Origin of the sequence: Pontibacter saemangeumensis, from assembly GCF_039541895.1 — a bacterium.
In the GTDB taxonomy this organism is placed as follows: domain Bacteria; phylum Bacteroidota; class Bacteroidia; order Cytophagales; family Hymenobacteraceae; genus Pontibacter; species Pontibacter saemangeumensis.
Genome location: NZ_BAABHC010000006.1, coordinates 77,045 through 97,070 on the forward strand (window position 1 = coordinate 77,045; position 20,026 = coordinate 97,070).

12 protein-coding genes are annotated in these 20,026 nt (G+C 54.8%); 4 read left to right on the top strand and 8 right to left on the bottom strand.

The window, feature by feature from the left end; translation table 11 throughout:
• Positions 1–47 precede the first annotated feature (47 nt).
• The 6 genes from ABD920_RS08425 to ABD920_RS08450 form a co-directional block, all read right to left on the bottom strand.
• On the bottom strand, positions 48–3,695 hold the full coding sequence (locus ABD920_RS08425) for an AAA family ATPase (RefSeq protein WP_345158256.1): 3,648 nt from the start codon (positions 3,693–3,695) through the stop codon (positions 48–50).
• Between the two features lie 132 nt (positions 3,696–3,827).
• On the bottom strand, positions 3,828–5,054 hold the full coding sequence (locus ABD920_RS08430) for an exonuclease SbcCD subunit D C-terminal domain-containing protein (protein ID WP_345158257.1): 1,227 nt from the start codon (positions 5,052–5,054) through the stop codon (positions 3,828–3,830).
• 230 nt (positions 5,055–5,284) lie between these two features.
• Complete coding sequence (locus tag ABD920_RS08435; protein WP_345158258.1) at positions 5,285–5,689, bottom strand: rhodanese-like domain-containing protein; 405 nt, start codon at positions 5,687–5,689, stop codon at positions 5,285–5,287.
• 110 nt (positions 5,690–5,799) lie between these two features.
• Complete coding sequence (locus ABD920_RS08440) at positions 5,800–6,105, bottom strand: ArsR/SmtB family transcription factor (RefSeq protein ID WP_345158259.1); 306 nt, start codon at positions 6,103–6,105, stop codon at positions 5,800–5,802.
• Between the two features lie 300 nt (positions 6,106–6,405).
• Positions 6,406–7,911: a catalase gene (locus ABD920_RS08445; RefSeq protein ID WP_345158261.1), complete on the bottom strand. Its 1,506-nt coding sequence runs from the start codon at positions 7,909–7,911 to the stop codon at positions 6,406–6,408.
• A 363-nt stretch (positions 7,912–8,274) separates the two neighbouring features.
• Positions 8,275–9,411: a BamA/TamA family outer membrane protein gene (locus ABD920_RS08450; RefSeq protein WP_345158262.1), complete on the bottom strand. Its 1,137-nt coding sequence runs from the start codon at positions 9,409–9,411 to the stop codon at positions 8,275–8,277.
• A gap of 209 nt (positions 9,412–9,620) precedes the next feature.
• Here ABD920_RS08450 and ABD920_RS08455 point away from each other — a divergent pair, with 209 nt between their 5' ends.
• Both ABD920_RS08455 and ABD920_RS08460 read left to right on the top strand, forming a co-directional pair.
• The gene (locus ABD920_RS08455; protein ID WP_345158264.1) at positions 9,621–12,641 is read left to right on the top strand and encodes an amidohydrolase family protein; all 3,021 of its coding nucleotides are present in this window, start codon (positions 9,621–9,623) and stop codon (positions 12,639–12,641) included.
• A gap of 103 nt (positions 12,642–12,744) precedes the next feature.
• Positions 12,745–14,061: an amidohydrolase family protein gene (locus ABD920_RS08460; protein WP_345158266.1), complete on the top strand. Its 1,317-nt coding sequence runs from the start codon at positions 12,745–12,747 to the stop codon at positions 14,059–14,061.
• Between the two features lie 183 nt (positions 14,062–14,244).
• Here the strand turns inward: ABD920_RS08460 and ABD920_RS08465 are convergent, their stop codons facing one another.
• Together ABD920_RS08465 and ABD920_RS08470 are read right to left on the bottom strand one after the other, a co-directional pair.
• Positions 14,245–15,270: an alkaline phosphatase D family protein gene (locus ABD920_RS08465; RefSeq protein WP_345158268.1), complete on the bottom strand. Its 1,026-nt coding sequence runs from the start codon at positions 15,268–15,270 to the stop codon at positions 14,245–14,247.
• A gap of 515 nt (positions 15,271–15,785) precedes the next feature.
• Positions 15,786–17,450, bottom strand: a complete 1,665-nt coding sequence (locus ABD920_RS08470) for a catalase (protein WP_345158270.1) — start codon at positions 17,448–17,450, stop codon at positions 15,786–15,788.
• A 437-nt stretch (positions 17,451–17,887) separates the two neighbouring features.
• On the opposite strand from ABD920_RS08470, the gene ABD920_RS08475 reads away from it, so the two are divergent.
• Positions 17,888–18,739, top strand: a complete 852-nt coding sequence (locus ABD920_RS08475) for a hypothetical protein (RefSeq protein ID WP_345158273.1) — start codon at positions 17,888–17,890, stop codon at positions 18,737–18,739.
• 151 nt (positions 18,740–18,890) lie between these two features.
• Positions 18,891–19,382 carry an META domain-containing protein gene (locus ABD920_RS08480; RefSeq protein ID WP_345158275.1) on the top strand — a complete coding sequence of 164 codons (492 nt, stop codon included), beginning with the start codon at positions 18,891–18,893 and terminating at the stop codon, positions 19,380–19,382.
• Positions 19,383–20,026: the final 644 nt, after the last annotated feature.

The following is a 20,026-nucleotide window of genomic DNA, read 5'->3' on the forward strand; positions in this document are numbered from 1 at the left end:
ATATATGATCAGCGAACCGTTTTCTGATCCTATATACGCATAGCCGCTTAGTAGCCGATCACCTCAACCTTACTCACGCCGCCTGCCTTTTTCTGCACGCGAATCTGGGTGCCGATGCGTTCTTTCAGGGCCTCCACATGGGAGATGATGCCGATCATTTTGCCGCTGGCCTGCAGGTTCTCCAAGGTAGAGATGGCGGCATCGAGCGTCTCCGCATCCAGGGTGCCGAAGCCCTCGTCAATAAACAGCGAGTTGATCTGTGTGCGTCGGCCGGCAAGGTCGGAGAGGCCGAGTGCCAGGGCCAGGCTCACCAGGAAGCTTTCGCCGCCAGACAGGGTGTTCATGGGGCGCACAGCCTCTGCCTGGTACGTGTCCACGATCAGCAACTCCAGGTCTTCTTCCGTGGATTTGAGAATGCGGTAGCGGTCGTTAAGCTTTTGCAGATGGCGGTTCGCCAACTCTACCAGCCTTGCCAGTGTAAGCCCCTGCGCAAAGCGGCTGAATTTATTGCCGTCGGCTGAGCCGATCAGGTCTGCCAGCTGATTCCAGCGATGGCACACCAGTTGCTGCGTCTGCAGTTGCTGTGCCAGCTCCTTGTTCTTGGCGCGTTGCTCGGCGTCCTGCTCCAACAGTTGCTGGATGCGCGCGCGCCGGGCAATCAGCTCGCCGTGCGTCTGTGTCTTTTCGGCATATGCGTTTTGCAGGTTTTCCGCGGTTTCAGACGTTAGCTGCCTTGTTTGCGTCGTTTCCAGTTCCTGCCGCACATCGCTGAGGCTTTTGCGCAGCTCCGTCAGGTGTTTTTCGGTCTGCGCTTTCAGGTTTGCCAGCCGGTCAGCCTCGTCCCGTTCGAGCAGCATCTGGCTGAGCGCCTCAATGGTGGCAATGCCTCGCTTTTGCAGCACCTGCAGCAGGCCGTCGCGCAGCGCATCCAGCACCGATTTGCTTTTCTGATGGGTGGAGGTGCATTCAGCCTGGCGCTGACGGGCCTCCCGCAGTTCCTGCTGCTTTTGCAGGTGCCGGGCGCGCGCTTCCTCGGCCTGCCGGGCGCGGCTGTCGAGCTCCTGCCGGGCCAGCTGCCGTTCCCGTTGCGGTTGTTTGTCCCCGAAAAGCTGCTCGCGCGCTTCCTTCAGTTCCGTTAGTTTGATATGCTCCAGTCTCAGGTTTTCCTGTCGCCCCTGCAGTTCTTTCTCTTTCTCCTGCACCCGTTCTGTCAGGTGCTTCACCTCTGTGTTCACCTGGGCATACTCTTCCCGCATCTGAAGCAGGGCCTGCTGTTTCTGCTGATAGGTGGAGGCCTGCTGTATCAGCTGCTGCACGAGTTCCTGCCGTTCAGAAGGGTTATAGGTGTGGCCATATGCCGCCGCAAACGATTCGGCTGTCCCGGAATGCGCCTTGTGCTGTTCCTGCTCATCCTGCAGGCTGACCTGCAGCTTCTGCAAACTCTCCTGCCGGTGCTGCGCCGCCTGTTGCAGCTTCCCCAGGCGCAACTGAACCTGCAACTGCTCCTCCCGGTTTTGCTGCGCCTGCTGGTTTATATGCTCCAGTTCACGGCCAAGGGAGCGGGCCTGCGTGAGCGCCTGTTGCACTTGCCCGAGCGCCAGTTGCTGTGCCTTTAAGGATTGCTCCAGGCGCTCTGTTTCTTCAATTTTAAGGTCTGCGTCTGCCGCAGCGGCTGAGAAAGCGTGTTGCAGGCGGCGCAATTCGAGTTCTGCCTCCGTTTTAGCCACAATGGTTGCCTGTTGCTTTTGCTGCAAAGTGCTCACCTGCACTTGCAGCGTGTGCACCGCCTGCAGCAACTCTTTTACCAGCGCCTGCTGCCTGTCCCGTTTCTGCTCTTCTTCCGGGATGTTGATGCTATAGATGCCTTCCACAAAAGGATGGTGCTCCGACCCGCAAAGCGGACAGGGCTGCTGTGGCTGCAGCGTGTGCCGTGCCTCTTCGTACTTCTGTATCTGCTGCTGCAACAACACGAGCTTTTGCAGGTCCTCGAGGCGCTCCGTTGCCTCCCCGTGCCGTTGCAGGGAATCTGCCAGCTGCGTTTCCTGCGTCTTTATTTCCTGCTCCAGCTGTGAGAGCTGCTGGATGAGTTCCCGGTGCTTATGCGTTTGCTGCTTATGCTGCCACGAAAATTCGAGCAGCTTCTCGTGCCGCGCCAGCAGCAGCGGTTGCTCCTGCGCCGACTGCTCCAGTTCATCCACCGTCTTATCCGAAAGCAGTGTTTGCAACTGTGCCAGCTTTTCCTGCTTCAGGGCATGGAGTTTTTGCCGCTGCGTTTCGTGCTGTTGCTGCGCTGTCTGTAGCTGCTCTTGCAGCAGCGCCTCCTGTTGCTGCTGTGCCTGTAGCGCCTGCTGTTCCTGCTGGCAGCGTTTGATGCGTTGCTCCGCTTCCTGCAGGGAGTTTACTGCGCTTTTGAGCTCATGCAGGTTTTCCTGCAGGTCCTGCAAGCGCTGCTGCGCTGCCAGCCATTTCTTGATGCTGGTTGCCTCCTGTGTCAGTTTAGAAAGGTGCTCTTGCCTGGTTTGCTGCTGCTCCTTTTCCTGCTTCAGCGCCTCCTCTACCTGCACATAGGAATCCTTGTCTTTTTTATAATCCTGCCGGAGGGTATATAACTGATGATCGAGCTGGGTAACCCGCTCCAGCAGTGGCTCCAGTTTGTGGAGCGCCTCTTCCTGTTCCTGGTGTGCCCTGCCTGCGGCTGCCGCTAACTGTCCGGCCTGCTCTAGTTCGGTTTCCAGCGCAGGCAATTGCTTTTCCAGTGTCTGGAGTTGCTCCTGTACCTCCACCACCTTACTGCTCGCGTTCCGGATCTCCGTCAGTTCCCCCACATACTGGTGCGCCTGCTCATGCTGCTGCAGTTTCCGGAACTCCGGTTGCAGCCGGGCCAGTTTCTGATCCTGCAGCTGCAGCGCCTCCTCGTGCTGTTGCTTCCTGGATCGTAACTGCTGTAACTGCTGTAGCCACTGCAGCTGCTCCCGCACCGCATGCATATCCTTCTGAAGCATCGCTTCCTGCTCCTGCAGCTCCGCCACGCTTTGCGCGTATGCCTGCCGCTGCTCCTCTGGCAACAACTGGCTGTCCTGGAGCCGGCGCTCCAGGTCCTCCTGTCTCTGGCGCTCGGTCTTTGCCTTTTCGTAAGCAGATTTGGAGATCTCAGAATAGATGCCGGTGTCGGTTATTTTCTCCAGCAGGCTGCTGCGCTCGTTGGGGCTTGCCTTTAGGAAACGCGCAAAGTCACCCTGCGACAGCATGACGGAGCGCAGAAACTGGCTGTAGTCCAGCCCACAGACCTCGGCTACCTTTTCCGGCACCTGGCTTGGCTTCAGGTCAAATGGTTTGTCATCGGCCAGGTCGCAGAGCTCCATGTGCACAGGCTGCATGTTGCCGTCTGCTTTGCCCCGGCTGCGGCGGATGTGCCACCGGGAGCGGTAGCGCCTGCCCCCGGCCTCAAACTCCACCTCCGAGAAAGACTCCGCCGTGTGGCGCGTCATCAGCTCCAGCGGCTTGTCGTTGCTGTGGCGGTGCACCAGCCCATATAGCCCCACCGTGATCGCATCCAGGATCGTGGTTTTGCCCGCACCCGTCTGCCCCGTTATCGCAAAAAGTCCTGCATCCGCCAATGGGCTCCTGTCGAAGCGGATCTCATGCTCACCTTTCAGCGAGTTCAGGTTGAGGAAGCGGACAGAGAGGATTTTCATTAGATAAGTTTATATATAAAAACCAGTTGTGATAATGACTTCGCGGAGTCCGACGGTCCCGCGAGGGTATTGAAGTTTCAGACACTCGCAGGGGCTGCGCACACTGCGAGGTAGGTTCGGGCGCTGCTTCGGTTAGCTTTCTTCCGCCTGCCCCATCAGTTCCAGCAATTCTGAGAAAGTAGCCAGCAGTCCGGCGTGGTCGCTCTCGGGGAAGGCGCTTTCGCAGCGTTTGAGGAACACTTCTTTTTCGCGCAAGGTGTGCAGGTCAGCTTCCTCCTGTACCTGTTGCTCCAGCGCTTGCCGCGCCGATTTAATGATGGGCGGGCGGTGGATGAGTAACTGCAGCTCCGGCTTCAGCTGAAGGATCTCCTCCAACTGCTGGTTCAGGTCGGGGAGGGGCGCATCCAGTTCTACCTGCAGCTCGGCCCAGGCTGTTAATGCGTAGCCGCTGTTGTCATATATAGCCAGCTGCTGCTTCACTTTCTCCAGCGGACCTTTAAAGCGCACCAGCTTGCGGTGGCAGGGAATCTCCAGTTCACGCAGTTCGGCCAGTTTGCCGCCTTCAAAATCAAGTATATAGTTTACCTTTTTATCCGTCACTTCGCTGAAGCTGAGTGGTATAGGAGAACCGGAGTAGCGGATATGGTGCTGGTTGTTTACCTTTTGCGGGCGGTGCAGGTGGCCGAGCGCCACATAATTAAACTCCTTTGGGAACTGCTCGGCGCCGATCTGCCCTAGGTTGCCCACATGTATTTCTTTCTCGCTTTCGGAGGCTGTCGCCCCGGCGGCAAATAAATGCCCGGTGGCCACCACCGGTATATGCTGGGCTTTGTATTGTTGGATATTCGGCACAAAAGCTGCATAATGCGCGGCAATGCCCTGTTTCAGACGCTGCTCCCGCTCTTCATAGCTTTCGCCCGCCACCGAGAGCCGCACGTCGCGGTCGCGAAGGAAGGGCACGGCGCACACCACCAGCTCTATATCCCCTTTTTCATTTTTCAGCTCAATCAATTCGTCCAGTGGGTCATTCGTCGCACCCCCGATCACATAGATGTTGAAGCACTCCAGCAACTCCCGCGGGGCGTTCAAGGTAGCGACAGAGTCGTGGTTACCGCCCGTAATGATGACATGGCGGCAGCAGGTGGCACAGACCCGGCGCAGGAAGTCGTAGTATAGTTTGAGGGCGGTGTTGGAGGGGGCGCCGTTGTCGAACACATCGCCCGCCATGATGAGGGCCTCTACCTGCTCCTGCTCAATGGTTTGCAGCAGCCAGTTCAGGAAGTGCTGGTGTTCTTCCGTCCGTTCGAGGTTAACGAGGCGCTGGCCGAGGTGCCAGTCTGAAGTGTGTAGTACGCGCATATCCCTGTCCTTTCTTCCTTTACTGCTTCTAAGATACAGTAAGATATAGCGATATTACAAGCTGACGGGAAAGGATTTTGAAGAAGATCTAACAGTTAATCTGTAAGGCGGTGTGCGTGGCCGGAATGCTGATTCGGCTCCCTGGCCAGGCGGGAGAGTAAAAGAGTGGCTTTTATATAAAACCTCCGCTCAGAACCGTGCCTTCTGTTGCTCCAGCCGGGAAATCTTTTCTAATATTCCCCATCGCCCTGTTCTGTGGGGAAGCCGGCTTCCTTCAGGTCTGTGAAGCCGCCGACATTATAGATATACTTGAAGCCCGCTTCTTTGAGCAGTTCTGCGGCTTTGCCGCTTCTGTTCCCGGACGCGCAGTAGAGGTAATAAACTTTGTCTTTGTCCCAGTTCTCCATTTCCTGTGCAAACGCGCCGCCGCGGAAATCCGAGTTGACAGCTCCGTCGAGGTGGCCGTCGGCAAACTCCTCCGGCGTGCGAACATCCACCAAGATAGTTTTGCGGCCCATCCGCTCGCCCTTAAACTGCTGCGGCGTCAGGTTCTGCACCTGTGCGGGAGTACTCTGCTGCGGCCCTGCACAACCCGCAAGGAAAAGTAAAGAAACGGCTATCACAATGGCTCTCATAATATACGGCTTGGCGTTCGCTGACTTTAAAACAAATATATAAAAATGCGGTCCTGGTTTTCTGTTCCTGCCAATTAATTTATGGGTAACAGCTTTTTAGCAGGATGATCTCAAAACGTCTTGCTGCCCTGGATACAGGCAATGATGTTGGAGATGCTCTTGTCGGCAAGGAAGTAGTAGATGTTTTTGCCCTCTCGGTGTGTACCCAGAATGCCTTTGTCGCGCATGTTGGTGAGGTGGTGCGACAACAGCGACTGTTCTATCTTCAGCACTTCCTGCAACTGGCTCACCGTTAGACGTTCGCGCTGCTCCAGCAAATCTATAATGCCGAGGCGCATGGGGTGCGCCATGCATTTGAGAACGTAGGCGGCTCTTTCTAACTTCTTCTGCTCAACCCTGACTTTTAAGCTGCTCATGCTCCGGTTCGTTATGGGTGGTCGTTATTTATATATGCAGATGTGTTCATATATAAATAAAGAGACAATTAAACGGCTTCTGAAGTTCCTGCAATTTCATCAAGGCAACACCCGTCCACGCTTGCCGGGTCCACCATCAATGTGAACACATGGGCAGAGCGCCGCGCCGCCTGCTCTATATACCGCAGGGAATGCGCTTGTAGTGAATTATATATAGGCAAAGCATTTTCTAAAGCGAAAAGCAGCGCCAGCAAGGCTGGCGCTGCTTTTCGCTTTAGAAAAATGTCAGAAGGTAATTCTCTAGTTCAGTTGCATGGAGCCAGCGTGCTGCGTTACGTCTATGCCCAGCCCCTGCGCCACGCGCATACCCAGGCCCACATCAGCCCGGAAGAAGTGGCACAACTGGCGATTGATGATCAGGCCGCGCTTCTCGCCGCTGATGCCACTCATGGCGCCCACAATATTGCTGATCGTATGCTGCTGCGCTTCCGGGGGCATCAGCCGGAACAGGTCGCCTGGCTGTGTGTAATGGTCGTTCTCGCCGGGGGCGTTGCGGTCGTAGGAGTCAGCGTACACGCTCTTCCCGAGGTACTCGGCGGGCTGTTTGTAGCGGTCGTCCGCGTACGCATCGTCGAAGCTGTTGGGGAAGTAGTTAGGTTTGCTGCCGCCGTTTCCGTCCACGCGCATGGCGCCGTCGCGCTGGTAGTTGTTCACGGCAAAGGGGCATCGGTTCACCGGTATCTGCTCGTAGTTGGCACCCAGGCGGTAGCGCTGCGCATCAGGGTAGCCCAGGATGCGACCCTGAAGCATTTTGTCCGGCGAGAAAGCGATGCCGTCCACGATGTGCGCCGGGGCAAAGGCCGCCTGCTCCACATGTGCAAAATAGTTATCCGGGTTCTCATTCAGTTCCAGCACGCCCACGTCCAGCAGCGGAAAATCTTTTTGCGACCACACTTTGGTCACATCAAACGGATTCCATTTATAGGTGGCGGCCTCTTCCTCTGTCATGATCTGCACTCTTACCGCCCAGCGCGGGAAGTCGCCCCGGTCAATGGCCTCCACCAGGTCGCGCTGCGCCTGGTCCGGGTCAATGCCTTTCATGCGGGTCGCTTCAGCATCGGTGAAGTTCCGGATGCCCTGTAGCGTTTTAAAGTGGAATTTCACGAACACGCGCTCATTCGCCGCATTGATAAAGGAGAAAGTGTGACTCCCGAAGCCGTGCATATGGCGGTAAGAGACGGGTGTGCCGCGGTCGCTCATCAGGATTATCACCTGGTGCAGGCTCTCCGGGTTCAGGCTCCAGAAATCCCAGACCATGGTGGGGTTTTTGGTGTTGGTGTAAGGGTCGCGCTTTTGGGTATGTATAAAATCGGGAAATTTCTTCGGGTCCTTGATGAAGAAAACAGGCGTATTGTTGCCCACCAGGTCCCAGTTCCCGTCTTCGGTGTAAAATTTCAGGGCAAAGCCACGCGGGTCGCGCTCGCTGTCGGCGCTGCCCTTCTCGCCGCCCACCGTGGAGAAGCGCAGGAACACGCGGGTTTCTTTGCCTACCTCGCTGAAGACTTTTGCACGGGTGTAGTTTGTAATGTCGTGGGTAACGGTGAAGGTGCCGTAGGCACCGGAGCCTTTGGCGTGCACCACCCGCTCGGGGATGCGCTCGCGGTTGAAATGGGCGAGTTTCTCGTGTAAAAAGAAATCCTGCAGCAAAAGCGGGCCGCGCGGGCCAGCCGACTGGCTGTCTTCGTAATCATATACCGGTTTGCCGGAGGCAGTCGTGATGCGGGTGTTTTTCTCTTTGTCGCTCATGTGGGTTGGCTTTAATTTGATGTAGATTCTTTTTCAAAACTACAGCCTGAGCAATCATCAATCAAATCGATTAAAATGATGTCGTTATAAATATTGTCTATGATTCGCCTATAGATGCTTCAAACTATATAGCTTTCAACATTAACTACCGTGCATTTTATATATTTAGGTTATATAATTAGCAGCAGAGATCAGGGTAACTCCTTGTGTGTGCATGGTAAATGGCGTTGCTTGAAATAGCATGACAATTCCGGGCGCTTCTCCTGAAACGCCTGGATGGGTGATTATTGACAGGTGGTATATGAGGGGAAAGCAATACGGATGATATGAAACCACTATGACGGGCATATACCGCGGCCTTGCTCAAAAGGCCTCTCCGATGACGATGTAAAAGTTACTGCCTTCGCGGCCGTAGCCCACATCCACCCGAATGTTCAGCTTCTGCTCTTTGTTGAGGGCGTAGCGCAGGCCGGAACCGACTGAGTACTTGATGTTGGAGAAGCGCACGTCCGATGGCTGGTCAAACACATCGCCTACACCGGCAAAGGCAGCCATACCAAAGCGGCGGTACAGCGGGAAGCGGTATTCTGCCTGCACCCCGGCGAAGTTATCGTCCAGGAAGCGGTTCTTGGCATAGCCCCGCAGAATCCTGTCGCCGCCGGCAGGGGCCAGCCGCATCACCGGTACTTCACCGTTGTTCAGGTTCAGCGCCGCGTTAAACGCCAGTATCCGACTGGGGCGCAACGCGATATACTTGCTGAAGTTCAGGTTCATGTTGCGGTAATCGAAATCGCCGCCGAGCATTTTCCCGAAGTTATAGAGAGAGGCTTCAAATAGAATACCCTGGCTGGCAAAGGCGGTGTTGTCGCGGGTGTCGATCAGGAAAATAATACCTGCGCCGCTGTTCAAACCGCCCATATAGCCCGGTACCTGCTGTGCCCGCAGCAGGTTCTCGCGGTCAACCCCTATCGAGTCGATGCTCAGGTCGTAGTAGTTCGTCAGCTGAAAATCGAGCCCCAGGAACACACGCCGCCCAAGGTTCTTCAGCGCGCCAATTTTGGCGCCCACATAGGAGTACTTATACTTGCCATCATCTTCATCCCGGGTGTTGTTGCCGATGCCGTAAAACCGGTCGGTATATACGCGGTGGCGCAATTCGCCGCGCAAAAGGTATTTTTCCTCCCGGGTAAATACTTCCCACAGCAACTGCTGGTCCATCTGCTTGTTCAGGGTATAATCAGCCAAAAGGCGCGCAGTGGAGAGACGGGTATAGCTGGAGTCGGTGTGGCTTTTGAGGCGGATGTAGCCGATCACGGCGGCACCCAGGCCTAGGTTCGTGTCGGGCGTGTAGTATATAACTGGTATCGGGATCAGGCCTTTCACACTCTCCGGAGGCGTGGCTGCGCCGGTCGCGGCTGTATCCGGTTGTACTTGCGCCGCGGCGGTGTGGCCCAAAGCCAGTAAGCCTGTCAGCAGCAGAAGGGAGAGGTGCTTTTTCATGATCAGACAGCTAATAATTTATAGGGAAGGACTGAGACTGAAAACCTATATATGGCCTGGGTTATTTTTATAGCAGTTAAATATAAACCATAGGTACCCGATCTCCTATAGCGCCCGCCGCTATTTATAAAATAAAAATCTGGTAGTAGAAACTATGTTGCGGCCTGCCTATATTTGAAAAGCAATCAAACTTACTCACAATTTACCTGATGAAGAAAATCTTTACCATTGCAGCCTGCCTTGCCCTTGGCGCAGGCAACGTAATGGCGCAGGATACATTTCCGCGCAACGGGGTATATGACGAACGCTCCGGCCTGGTGGCGTTCACCCATGCCACCGTCCATACCGATTATAAAACCACACTCCCCGATGCAACCCTCGTAATCCGGAACGGCAAAGTGGAGGCCGTGGGCGCCAACTTGAAAGTGCCCGCGGGCGCGGTGGTCGTAGATGCCCGGGGCAAGCATATATATCCCGGCCTTGTGGACATGTTCAGCAGCTACGGACTGCCGGAGGTGAAGAGCGAGCGCCGCTCCTACAGCTCACCGCCGCAACCTGAGTCTGAAAAGCAGGGCGCCTACAACTGGAACCAGGCCATCCGCCCGGAGACCAACGCCGTGGAGCTGTTCAAAGTTGACAAGAAGCAGGCGGCGGAATTGCGCAAACTGGGTTTTGGAACCGTACTGTCGGTGCACCGCGATGGCATTGCCCGTGGCACGGCGGCACTGGTAACACTGGCGGAAGAGCGTGAAAACGAGGTGGTGGTGCTGGATAAAGCGGCCGGCACGCTGTCGTTTGACCGGGGATCGTCGAAGCAGGACTACCCGAACTCGCTGATGGGGGCCATTGCCCTGCTGCGCCAGACCTACCTCGATGCCCAGTGGAATGCCCGTAACCAGGAGAAGGAGCAGAACATTTCTCTGAAGGCGTTTGAAGAGGCAAACCAGTATCCGCAGATTTTTGAAGCAGACAACAAGCTGAACGTGCTGCGAGCCGACAAGGTAGGCGACGAGTTCGGCAAACAGTATATCATCAAAGGAGCTGGAGACGAATACCAGATGCTGCAGCAGGTAAAAGCCTCGAATGCGCCGATCATCCTGTCGCTGAACTTCCCGGATGCCTATAACGTGGAGGACCCCTTTGATGCGCGCCGTGTGTCGCTGGAGGATATGAAACACTGGGAGATGGCGGCTGCCAACGCGGCCATGCTGCAGAAAGCCGGTGTCACCATCGCGTTTACCGCCTCTGATCTGAAAGACAAAAAGGATTTCCTGCCGAACATGCGCAAAGCCATCGAGTACGGACTGCCGGAGGAGGAGGCGCTAAAAGCGCTGACCGTCACGCCAGCCCGACTGCTGAAGGCGGAGAACAAAGTAGGCAGCCTGAACAAGGGATTGCTAGCTAACTTCATCATCACCAGCGATGCCCTTTTTGCAAAGGAGAGTGTGATACTGGAGAACTGGGTGCAGGGCCATCAATATAAAGTGTCGGAGGTGCCTTCTGATTACCGCGGAGTATATACCCTGAAGATAGCGAACCAGCCGGACCGCAAGCTGCTGATTGCCGGGACACCTGAAAAACCGGAGCTGAAAGTAGTGGCGCAGGACACCGTGAATGGTAAAGTCTCCTTTAACGGCAACCTCGTGACCCTCTCTTTCAACAAGGATAAGAAGAGCAACGAAAGCATCCGGCTGAGCGGTTGGCTGGCCGACAAGAACCTGCAGGGCGAGGGCCAGTTGCCAGACGCTACTTCCGTGAAATGGACGGCCACGTTCTCAGAGGCGATGAGCCAGAAAGCGAAAGCCGACAGCACCAAAACGGCCAAACCCGTTGCACTTGGTGAGATGTTATATCCTTTTAAGGCCTTTGGTGCTGCTGAGTTGCCGAAGCAGGAAACGGTGCTGATTAAGAATGCGACTGTCTGGACCAGTGAGAAAGAAGGCAAACTGGACAACACCGATGTTCTGCTGAAAAACGGCAAGATCGCGAAAGTAGGCAAGAACCTGAGCGAATCCGGCGCCCGCGTGATCGACGGAACAGGCAAGCACGTCACGCCCGGCATCATCGACGAGCACTCCCATATAGCCCTGGACGGTGTGAACGAGGGTACGCAATCCGTAACCGCTGAAGTGCGCATGGCCGATGTCGTGAACCCAGCAGATATTAATATATACCGCCAGTTGGCCGGTGGCGTCACTACCTCGCAATTGCTGCACGGTTCTGCCAACCCGATCGGGGGGCAGTCAGCGGTGGTGAAGCTGCGCTGGGGCAAAAGCGCCGACGAGATGCTGATCAAAGACGCCAAGTATATCAAATTTGCGTTGGGCGAGAACGTGAAGCACTCCAATCGCAGCAACCTGCACAGCATCCGTTTCCCGCAGTCCCGCATGGGCGTGGAGCAGGTATATATAGACGCCTTTACCCGCGCCAAAGAATATGAGCAGGCCTGGAAGGACTATAACAAACTGAGTAAGCGGGCGCAAGCTAAAACCCCGCCTCCCCGCCGCGACCTGGAACTGGATGCGCTGGTAGAGATCCTGAACAACGAGCGCTTCATTACCTGCCACTCCTATGTGCAGTCCGAGATCAACATGATGATCAAAGTGGCTGACCAGATGGGCTTTAAGGTGAACACGTTCACGCACATCCTGGAAGGATATAAAGTTGCCGACAAGATGGTGGAGCATGGCGTGGGTGCCGGTACTTTCTCAGATTGGTGGGCCTATAAAATGGAGGTGAAGGATGCCATCCCACAGAATGCGGGCATCATGAACAAGGTGGGCGTCGTGACGGCCATTAACTCCGATGACGCCGAGATGGCCCGCCGTCTGAACCAGGAAGCTGCCAAGAGCGTGAAATACGCGGGCGTTAGCGAAGAGGATGCCATCAAGATGATCACCCTGAACCCGGCCAAACTCATGCACCTCGATGACAGAACCGGCAGCCTGAAGGCAGGAAAAGACGCCGACGTGGTGCTTTGGAACGACCATCCGCTCTCCATCTATGCCAAGCCGCTGAAGACCTTTGTGGACGGTGTGGCCTATTACGACCTGGAGCGCGACGAGCAGATGCGGGTGGAACTGGGGAAAGAGCGCATGCGCCTCGTGCAGAAAATGCTGAACGAGAAAGCAAGCGGTGCCAAAACACAGGCTCCTGTCAGCAAGAAAGCACGCGTGCTGCACTGCGAAGAGGTGGAAGTGAGCGAGGAAGAGGCTTACCTGGCGAATTAATTGTTGATTGCTAATTGTCAATCGTTAACCTCAAAAACAATCAACAAACATCAATCAACAATATTAAGAAAAGTCAAAGAAGATGAAACTGAAAAAAACATATATGGCTGCAGCGCTTTCGGCTTTGCTGGCTTTGCCTGCCCTTGCGCAGGTTCCGGCACCCGCGCCGAAGCAGAGCAGGCCGATGCTCCTGAAAGGGGCCACGCTGCACGTGGGCAACGGTACAGTCATAGAGAATGCCGCCGTGGGTTTTGACAATGGCAAGATCACCTATGCAGGTCCGCAGAACGGTGCGAACCTGAGTGGTTATGAAGTGGTGGACGTAACAGGGCAGCATATATATCCCGGCTTGATCCACTCTAACTCCACCCTGGGTTTGAATGAAGTGGAAAGCGTGCGTGCCACCATCGACTGGCGCGAGGTGGGGGAGTTCAACCCCAACGTGCGCTCCATCATTGCTTACAACACTGATTCCGATATCATCCCGACAGTGCGGACGAACGGCGTGCTGATGACGCAACTGACGCCGGTAGGCGGCACGATCTCAGGCATGTCTACGGTGGTGCAGCTGGATGCCTGGAACTGGGAGGACGCCGTGGTGAAGGCGGATGAGGGCATTCACCTGAATTGGCCGAACATGCTGATCGAGACGGGCAACAGCAGCGACGAGGCAAGGCTGAAGACCATGGCCGAGACGCGCAAGCAAACGCTGGCCGAGCTGACAGCCCTCCTGCGCGATGCGGCGGTATATAAAGCCGGCCAGCACGACAGCGAAAATCTGAAGCTGGCGGCTATGGCCGGTTTGTTCGATGGGTCTAAGAAGCTGTACATCCACGCGGACTATGGTAAGGAGATCATTGAGTCTGTGAACTTTGCCAGGCAGCACGGCGTGAAAGACATCGTGGTAGTAGGTGCCGGGGACGCGCTGGCCGTGGCTGATTTCCTGAAAGCGAATAACATTGCCGTGATCTATTCGGGTGTACACGCCTTGCCTTCACGGGCCGAGGAAGACGTGGACATGCCTTATAAAACGCCGTACCTGTTGCACAAGGCAGGTATTCCGTTTGCGCTGGATTATAACACCAGCATCCATGGAATCCGGAACCTGCCGTTTATTGCCGGTACCGCCGCCGCCTATGGCCTGGACAAAGAGCATGCGCTGGCTTCTGTTACGCTAAATGCCGCCAGAATCTTGGGCGTGGACAAGCAGGTGGGGTCTGTGGAAGTAGGGAAAGACGCGACCCTGGTTGTTTCTGCCGGAGACCTGCTGGATATGCGCACCAACAACGTGACGCACGCCTATATACAGGGCCGCAACCTGGACCTCAGCAACAAGCAGAAGTACCTGTACGAGAAGTTCGACAACAAATACAAGGCGCAGGAAAAGTCAGTGGAGCCAACTACCTCCCTGCAGCCTTGATTTATATATAGCGAAGGTAATGAAGCAGAGCCGCCGGATTTCCGGCGGCTCTGCTTGTTTTGGTGCCGGCGTGGTCTTCACTGGCTTCTATCCACTTTCCCAGACTTTTAGCGGAGGGCACATATAGCACCGGGGCACCATCTATAAATCCTGCTGAGGGAGAGCAAAAGGAGGCTTGGCAGATCAAATAATAAGCTTCTCTTCCAGCAGTACCTGGTTCTCTTCTCCCCGGATTTGCAGGAGGATGGCGGTGTAGTCGCTTTGCCAGTAAATATCAAGGATGCCGAAATTAAGCGCGCCCACCTGTTCCCCGACACGGTAGATGTTGCCGCCTGCCCGGGGTTCGCGGTGGTGCGTCATGCCGCTGGACGTGATTTCGTAGATGGGAGCATTGTACCCCTTCAAATCAATTTTGGCCAGTTCTGCTACATGCCGGTCTCCGGAAAGGATGATGGGTGTGGCGGCCTGCGCCTTTTCCAGGAGCCGGAACAGCCGCTCCCGCGCCTGCGGAAACGCAGCCCAGTTGGTGTAGGATTGGCCGGTGGGAAGTACCTGTATGCCGCTCACGATCAGGTGGAGTTTGGCGTCACTGTCGGTGAGCTCCTGCTCCAGCCATTGCCACTGCTCCTCTCCCAGCACATCGCCCGTCTCGTTGGGCATATAGAGGCCGAAGACGGAATTGAGCCTGTCGCGGTGGTAGCGCACATCCAGCAGCAGGATCTTTATTTTCCGGTCGCCTTCGCCCACGGTATAGCTGCGGTATATGCCTTCCTGCTCACGCACGGGGGCGTTTTTGGGCACCCCCATAAAGTTGAGGAAAAGCTGCTGGCTCTGCGCCTTCTTTTCAAACTCCTTGCCCGCCCCGTCATAAGCATAGTCGTGGTCGTCCCAGGTGCCGGTCACGGGCGTGTTCTGCAGCAACTGCCGGTAGCCGGGGTGCCGTAACTGCTGCGCGTAAGATTTGGCCATCTCAGCCATTTCCCTCGTGTCGGCATAGATGTTATCCCCCAGCCACACCCACAGGTCGGGTTTGGCAGCTACGATGCTTTGCCAGAGCGGTTGCGGCTCCAACTGACTGTTGCAGGAGCCAAAGGCAATGCGGGTACGGGAACTGTCAGGTGCTGTGCCCGGAAGGGCGGCGGCAGGTAAGCAAAGGCAAATGAGGCACAGCAGCAGGGTGTGCTGTAGCAGGATTCGTTTATGGAGCATAGCCCCTCTATACTGGATGTTGCGAAATCAGGTTATGGATTTCAGGCCAGCAGAAAAAAGGAAACCCCTGGCTAGGGCGCAGGGGCTTGATCAGGAAATTACAAACAAACAATTAAATTCTTCAGGGAGCGCACCCTGTACTGGCAGGGCGGGTCCTATGCATATGCTTTGTGCTGATGGCGTAGTTACCTTTCCGAAGATGAGGCATATAAGTTATCACCGAGATGGCTGTGTGGCCCGGGCTTATATCCTTTCTCTCGTTTACGCGCTTCAAACAGGTGGTCACTGGGTTGCGTTTTCATTTTCATTAGCTTGGAACAGACCGTATCTTGTTTTAAAACTATGAAACTCCCTAGCCATCACCTAATGAAATAGATTAACTCCCCAAACAACTCGACCATCAGGACCAATTAACCCTTTACTCCTGCAGATAATGCTGAACAGGACAGACTGTATATATAAAAGGGAGGCCGCATCTTGTGCGGCCTCCCTTTTATAAAATCAAATGAAGCCTTTTAGTATGGCTTCGCAGAGTGCGAGTCGCTCTGGGCCTGCTCCACGGCTTCTTCGCCAGTGGTATTGCCAGATGGGCCGTCAGTACCTGCTATCTTATCGTGTTTCATCATCATCTTCAGCTCCTTAGTGGCCCGCTCGATGCTTTCCCTTACCCTGCGGCCATAATCCTCATCGGCTTGCGTAAAGTATTCCAGCATCTTGTCCTGGATGCGCTTGTCACACTTGGCCAGGTCGTTACCCAGGTTCATGATCAGTTCATCTCGCTCCCAGTCCTCAAAGTTGCGGTAAGTTTCGCCGGCTTGCCCGAAGGGATTCGGCCGGTCTATCTTCTGGCGCACCAGGTTGGCTTCATAGCGCGGGGTATATTCTTTGCCTGTTTTCGTAGCTTCCCGGAGTCCGCCTAAAATGGACGGCTCGTAATTAACATGGATGTTTTGCCCTTCGGCAAAATCTGTGCTAAAGGCCATCTGGCCGCCCCGCTGGTTAGTCGCCACATGGGTTTTCGCTGCGTTTATCGGCAGCTGCAGATAGTTGGCGCCCACCCGGTAACGCTGCGTGTCGGAGTAGGAGAAGGTTCGGCCCTGCAGCATTTTATCGTCTGAGAAATCAAGCCCGTCAACCAGCACACCGGTGCCGAAAGCCGAAAGCTCCACTTCGTTAAAGTAATCGACAGGGTTTCTGTTCAGGGTCATTTTGCCGACAGGGTACCAAGGGAACTGCTCTTTTGGCCACAGCTTGGTGTCATCCAGCGGGTCGAAATCCAGTTCCGGGTGCTCGTCGTCGCTCATGATCTGCACGTTCAGTTCCCACTCCGGGAAGTCGCCGCGCTCAATGGCTTCGTACAGGTCCTGGGTGGCGTGGTTGAAGTTTTTGCCTTGTATCTCCTGGGCCTCTTTCTGGGTGAGGTTACGGATGCCCTGTTTCATCGGCTCCCAATGGTATTTCACGATAACGGCCTCTCCGTCTTTGTTCACCCACTTATAGGTGTTCACGCCGGAGCCCTGCATCTGGCGGTAGCTGGCCGGGATGCCCCATGGCGAGTAAAGGAAGGTGACCATATGGGTTGCCTCGGGCGTACCGGAGAAAAAGTCGAAAATGCGCTCTGCACTCTGGATGTTCGTTACCGGGTCTGGCTTCTGCGAGTGGATCAGGTCCGGGAACTTCATGGCGTCCCGGATAAAGAAAATCTTCAGGTTGTTGCCCACCAGGTCCCAATTGCCGTCTTCGGTGTAAAACTTCACCGCGAAACCGCGTGGGTCGCGGAGCGTTTCCGGCGAGCCTGAAGGATGGCCTACCGTAGAGAAACGAACGAACACGGGCGTCTGCTTGCCCTTTTCCTGGAACAGCTTGGCGCGGGTGTATTTTGAGATGGGTTCATCGCCGACTTTGCCGTAGGCTTCAAAAACACCGTGCGCACCTGCGCCCCTGGCATGCACCACGCGCTCAGGAACACGCTCGCGGTCAAAGTGCGATATCTTCTCGATGAAATGGTAATTCTCCATCGTGGCTGGCCCGCGGTTGCCCACCGTCCGGATGTTCTGGTTGTCCGTTACCGGGTGCCCCTGCCGGGTTGTCAGGATATTGCCTTTCCCATCCTGGCCGTTCCCGGATTTCAAGGATTTTCCACCCGCTTTCTTATTCCCATTTTCGCTTTTTTCTTTCATGTTTTCCCTATATAAATTTTTTATTAGAAGACGTGCTTAATCTATGCTATACTTTATAAAGTCTTCTTTTGGTTATTGATTTTATCTATCACTTATCTGTTGCCTTTATAAAGTACAGGCCGGGGGCAGGCGCCTGAAATGCAGGAGAGGCATTCCGGGTATTGGGATTTCGGTAGGGGCACTTTATACTTTTACGTCTTGGGAAGGTTAGGAGGTGTTATACGGATCACACGCCTGCTACTGGATTAGCTCGGTTCATTCGCTTCTTCGTGTATTTCAGCGTGTGCCAGCCTGAGATGCGTATTTCTAGATGGAGGCAGGGCAGAGGCAGGCGCCGAAAGAGCCAATCGCAATGCGCGGATTTGTGGCAGGAAAAACGTTGCCTGCTTATGCTCGTTTAAAGAGGTATCAAAAACAATTTTTAAACCGATATACCTATGGAAAGAGACCACGAATATTATAACCGGAATTCACGCAATAGCGACCAGCAGGGCCGGCAGGGCAACGAGCAATTCGAAAACTACAGAGACCGTTACAGTAACCGCGGCAACTATTATGGCATGCGGGACGAAGACAATGCCTACCGCAACGTGCGCAGCTCAGGCAGTAATAATTATGGTTCCGGGCCGTCAGGGGGATATGGCGCCAGCAGCCACCGCTCCGTACCGGGAACCGGCAGTAACCAGGACCATTACCACTACGGTGATCCGAACCCCTATATGGAGAACGACCGCAACGGGGGCTATAACCGCACTCGGGGTACCGGATGGCGCGACAACAACGACAGGTACAGCAACTACGGAAGCTCCCGCACCAACGACAGGGAGAACTACGACCGGCAGGACAACAGCTACCAGTACGGCGACCAGGGGCAGGGCAGGCGCTACAGCGACTTCGGCCGCGACGAGGGCAGAACCTACAACCGGAGCACGAACCGGGGCTACAACGCCGGAACAGAGGACAGTTTCTATGACCGTTCGGACTTCAAGCACGACAGGTCAGAAAACGACTACCGTGGCGGACGCCGCAACAGCGGGGAGTGGGATGACCATAACAATAGCAGGGAGGATTTCCGCTACAGTGGCCGCATCCAGGATTCCCGCAGTAGCCGGGACGACAACTATGCCACCGGGCTATATGCCTCGAACCGCGCCTATAACAGCGACCATCCCTCAAACAGCGACGGAGACCGCTCCAGCAGCCGCCAGAGACGCAGCGGCAGGTCCGGACCTGATTACACCAGCCGCTCCTCTATCAGTGACTACGGCACCGGAGAATACCGCGGATAAGTAACGCGCAGCATGATAAACCAGAAAGCCCACTGCATCAGGTGGGCTTTTTGCTGCGCCGCATTCCAGGAATTGCCGCACGTACAGCGGAAGTCTCCTGATTTTGCGTATACCTAAAACCAGGGTTTTCCTTACTCATAATATGAATTACATGAACTATCGAAACATCATTTTGCCTGTTGCCCTGCTGCTGCTTTTAAGTGGCGGTTCGTCGTGCACCCTACAGCCCAAAGACCTCGCGTTAGAGAAAGATAACATCAAAGACGCATATTGGGTGCTGATGTCGCTGGAGGGCCAGGAAGTGCAGCCGCTGAACGACACGCGCACGGCCTATATCCGTCTCGAGGAAAACGAGAACGATGTGGACGGCTTCACGGGTTGTAACAAAATCTCCGGTAGTTACAGCTTAGACGACACCCGCTTGCAACTTTCACAACTCAGAACAACCAGGATGGCTTGCCCGGGGATGGAGGAAGAAAACAAGCTGATGGATGTGCTGGGCCGCGTGAACAACTACAAGTTGTCAGGGGATCTGCTGACGCTTTTTGAAGGCGATAAAGCGGTGGCCACCTTCATGACCGGCAACCCGGAGATGATGAGGAAGCAAGTGGAAGACAGGTTACACATCGAAATCACAGAATAAGTATATCGGTAGATAGAATGTTTTCTGGTTCGTTGTATTAGTGCGTTACACCCACACCAGTATAGCAGCTGCATCAAAGTGCCAACTCTCATTCCCCAACCACTGGAAAGTTGCTGCTGTGAACTACCAGACTACTTACACCTTCTTAACCCGGGAAGTTGCCCTTTCTCTTCTCCGGTCTTCTGTTTCTGACCAACTGATGTTGATATAGCGCGAAAGCTACTGCGTTTATATCTCTTCAGGCTTTAGCTACTATTTTTCAGCAGAAATGCCTGGATACTTTGCTGAAGTATCTGAGTTCTGAAATCGCAATACCTGATCGTTTTATTTGCTGAATTATTAATAGTATTGTGAAAATATGTTTTGTTTGTATTGATAATTTATATTAATTGCAAATACAGCAAATGGTATTGTGCTGATTTTGTGGTTCTGAAAGCACTTAAAAAAGTAGTTTGGTTGGCGAGGCGGGATGGGTAAGTCATGGATGCGTCAGGCGGCGCTTCTATATCGGTTCGTAAGATATTGACTACGCTGGGGCATATAGGAACCTGGGAAGGCCGGGGCTTTGCCCGATAGCTGCTTGTATGGGTACTTGTTTTAGCGTAAGGAACCCCCTGTACAGGCTGAAGCACATAGGTGGGGAA

Coding starts and splice junctions, on each gene's coding strand:
- ABD920_RS08430 (WP_345158257.1), bottom strand. CDS start 5,054: ATGCGCGTACTACACACTTCAGACTGGCACCTCGGCCAGCGCCTCGTT.
- ABD920_RS08455 (WP_345158264.1), top strand. CDS start 9,621: ATGAAGAAAATCTTTACCATTGCAGCCTGCCTTGCCCTTGGCGCAGGC.
- ABD920_RS08460 (WP_345158266.1), top strand. CDS start 12,745: ATGGCTGCAGCGCTTTCGGCTTTGCTGGCTTTGCCTGCCCTTGCGCAG.
- ABD920_RS08475 (WP_345158273.1), top strand. CDS start 17,888: ATGGAAAGAGACCACGAATATTATAACCGGAATTCACGCAATAGCGAC.
- ABD920_RS08435 (WP_345158258.1), bottom strand. CDS start 5,689: ATGAGAGCCATTGTGATAGCCGTTTCTTTACTTTTCCTTGCGGGTTGT.
- ABD920_RS08450 (WP_345158262.1), bottom strand. CDS start 9,411: ATGAAAAAGCACCTCTCCCTTCTGCTGCTGACAGGCTTACTGGCTTTG.
- ABD920_RS08465 (WP_345158268.1), bottom strand. CDS start 15,270: ATGCTCCATAAACGAATCCTGCTACAGCACACCCTGCTGCTGTGCCTC.
- ABD920_RS08440 (WP_345158259.1), bottom strand. CDS start 6,105: ATGAGCAGCTTAAAAGTCAGGGTTGAGCAGAAGAAGTTAGAAAGAGCC.
- ABD920_RS08445 (WP_345158261.1), bottom strand. CDS start 7,911: ATGAGCGACAAAGAGAAAAACACCCGCATCACGACTGCCTCCGGCAAA.
- ABD920_RS08425 (WP_345158256.1), bottom strand. CDS start 3,695: ATGAAAATCCTCTCTGTCCGCTTCCTCAACCTGAACTCGCTGAAAGGT.
- ABD920_RS08480 (WP_345158275.1), top strand. CDS start 18,891: ATGAACTATCGAAACATCATTTTGCCTGTTGCCCTGCTGCTGCTTTTA.
- ABD920_RS08470 (WP_345158270.1), bottom strand. CDS start 17,450: ATGAAAGAAAAAAGCGAAAATGGGAATAAGAAAGCGGGTGGAAAATCC.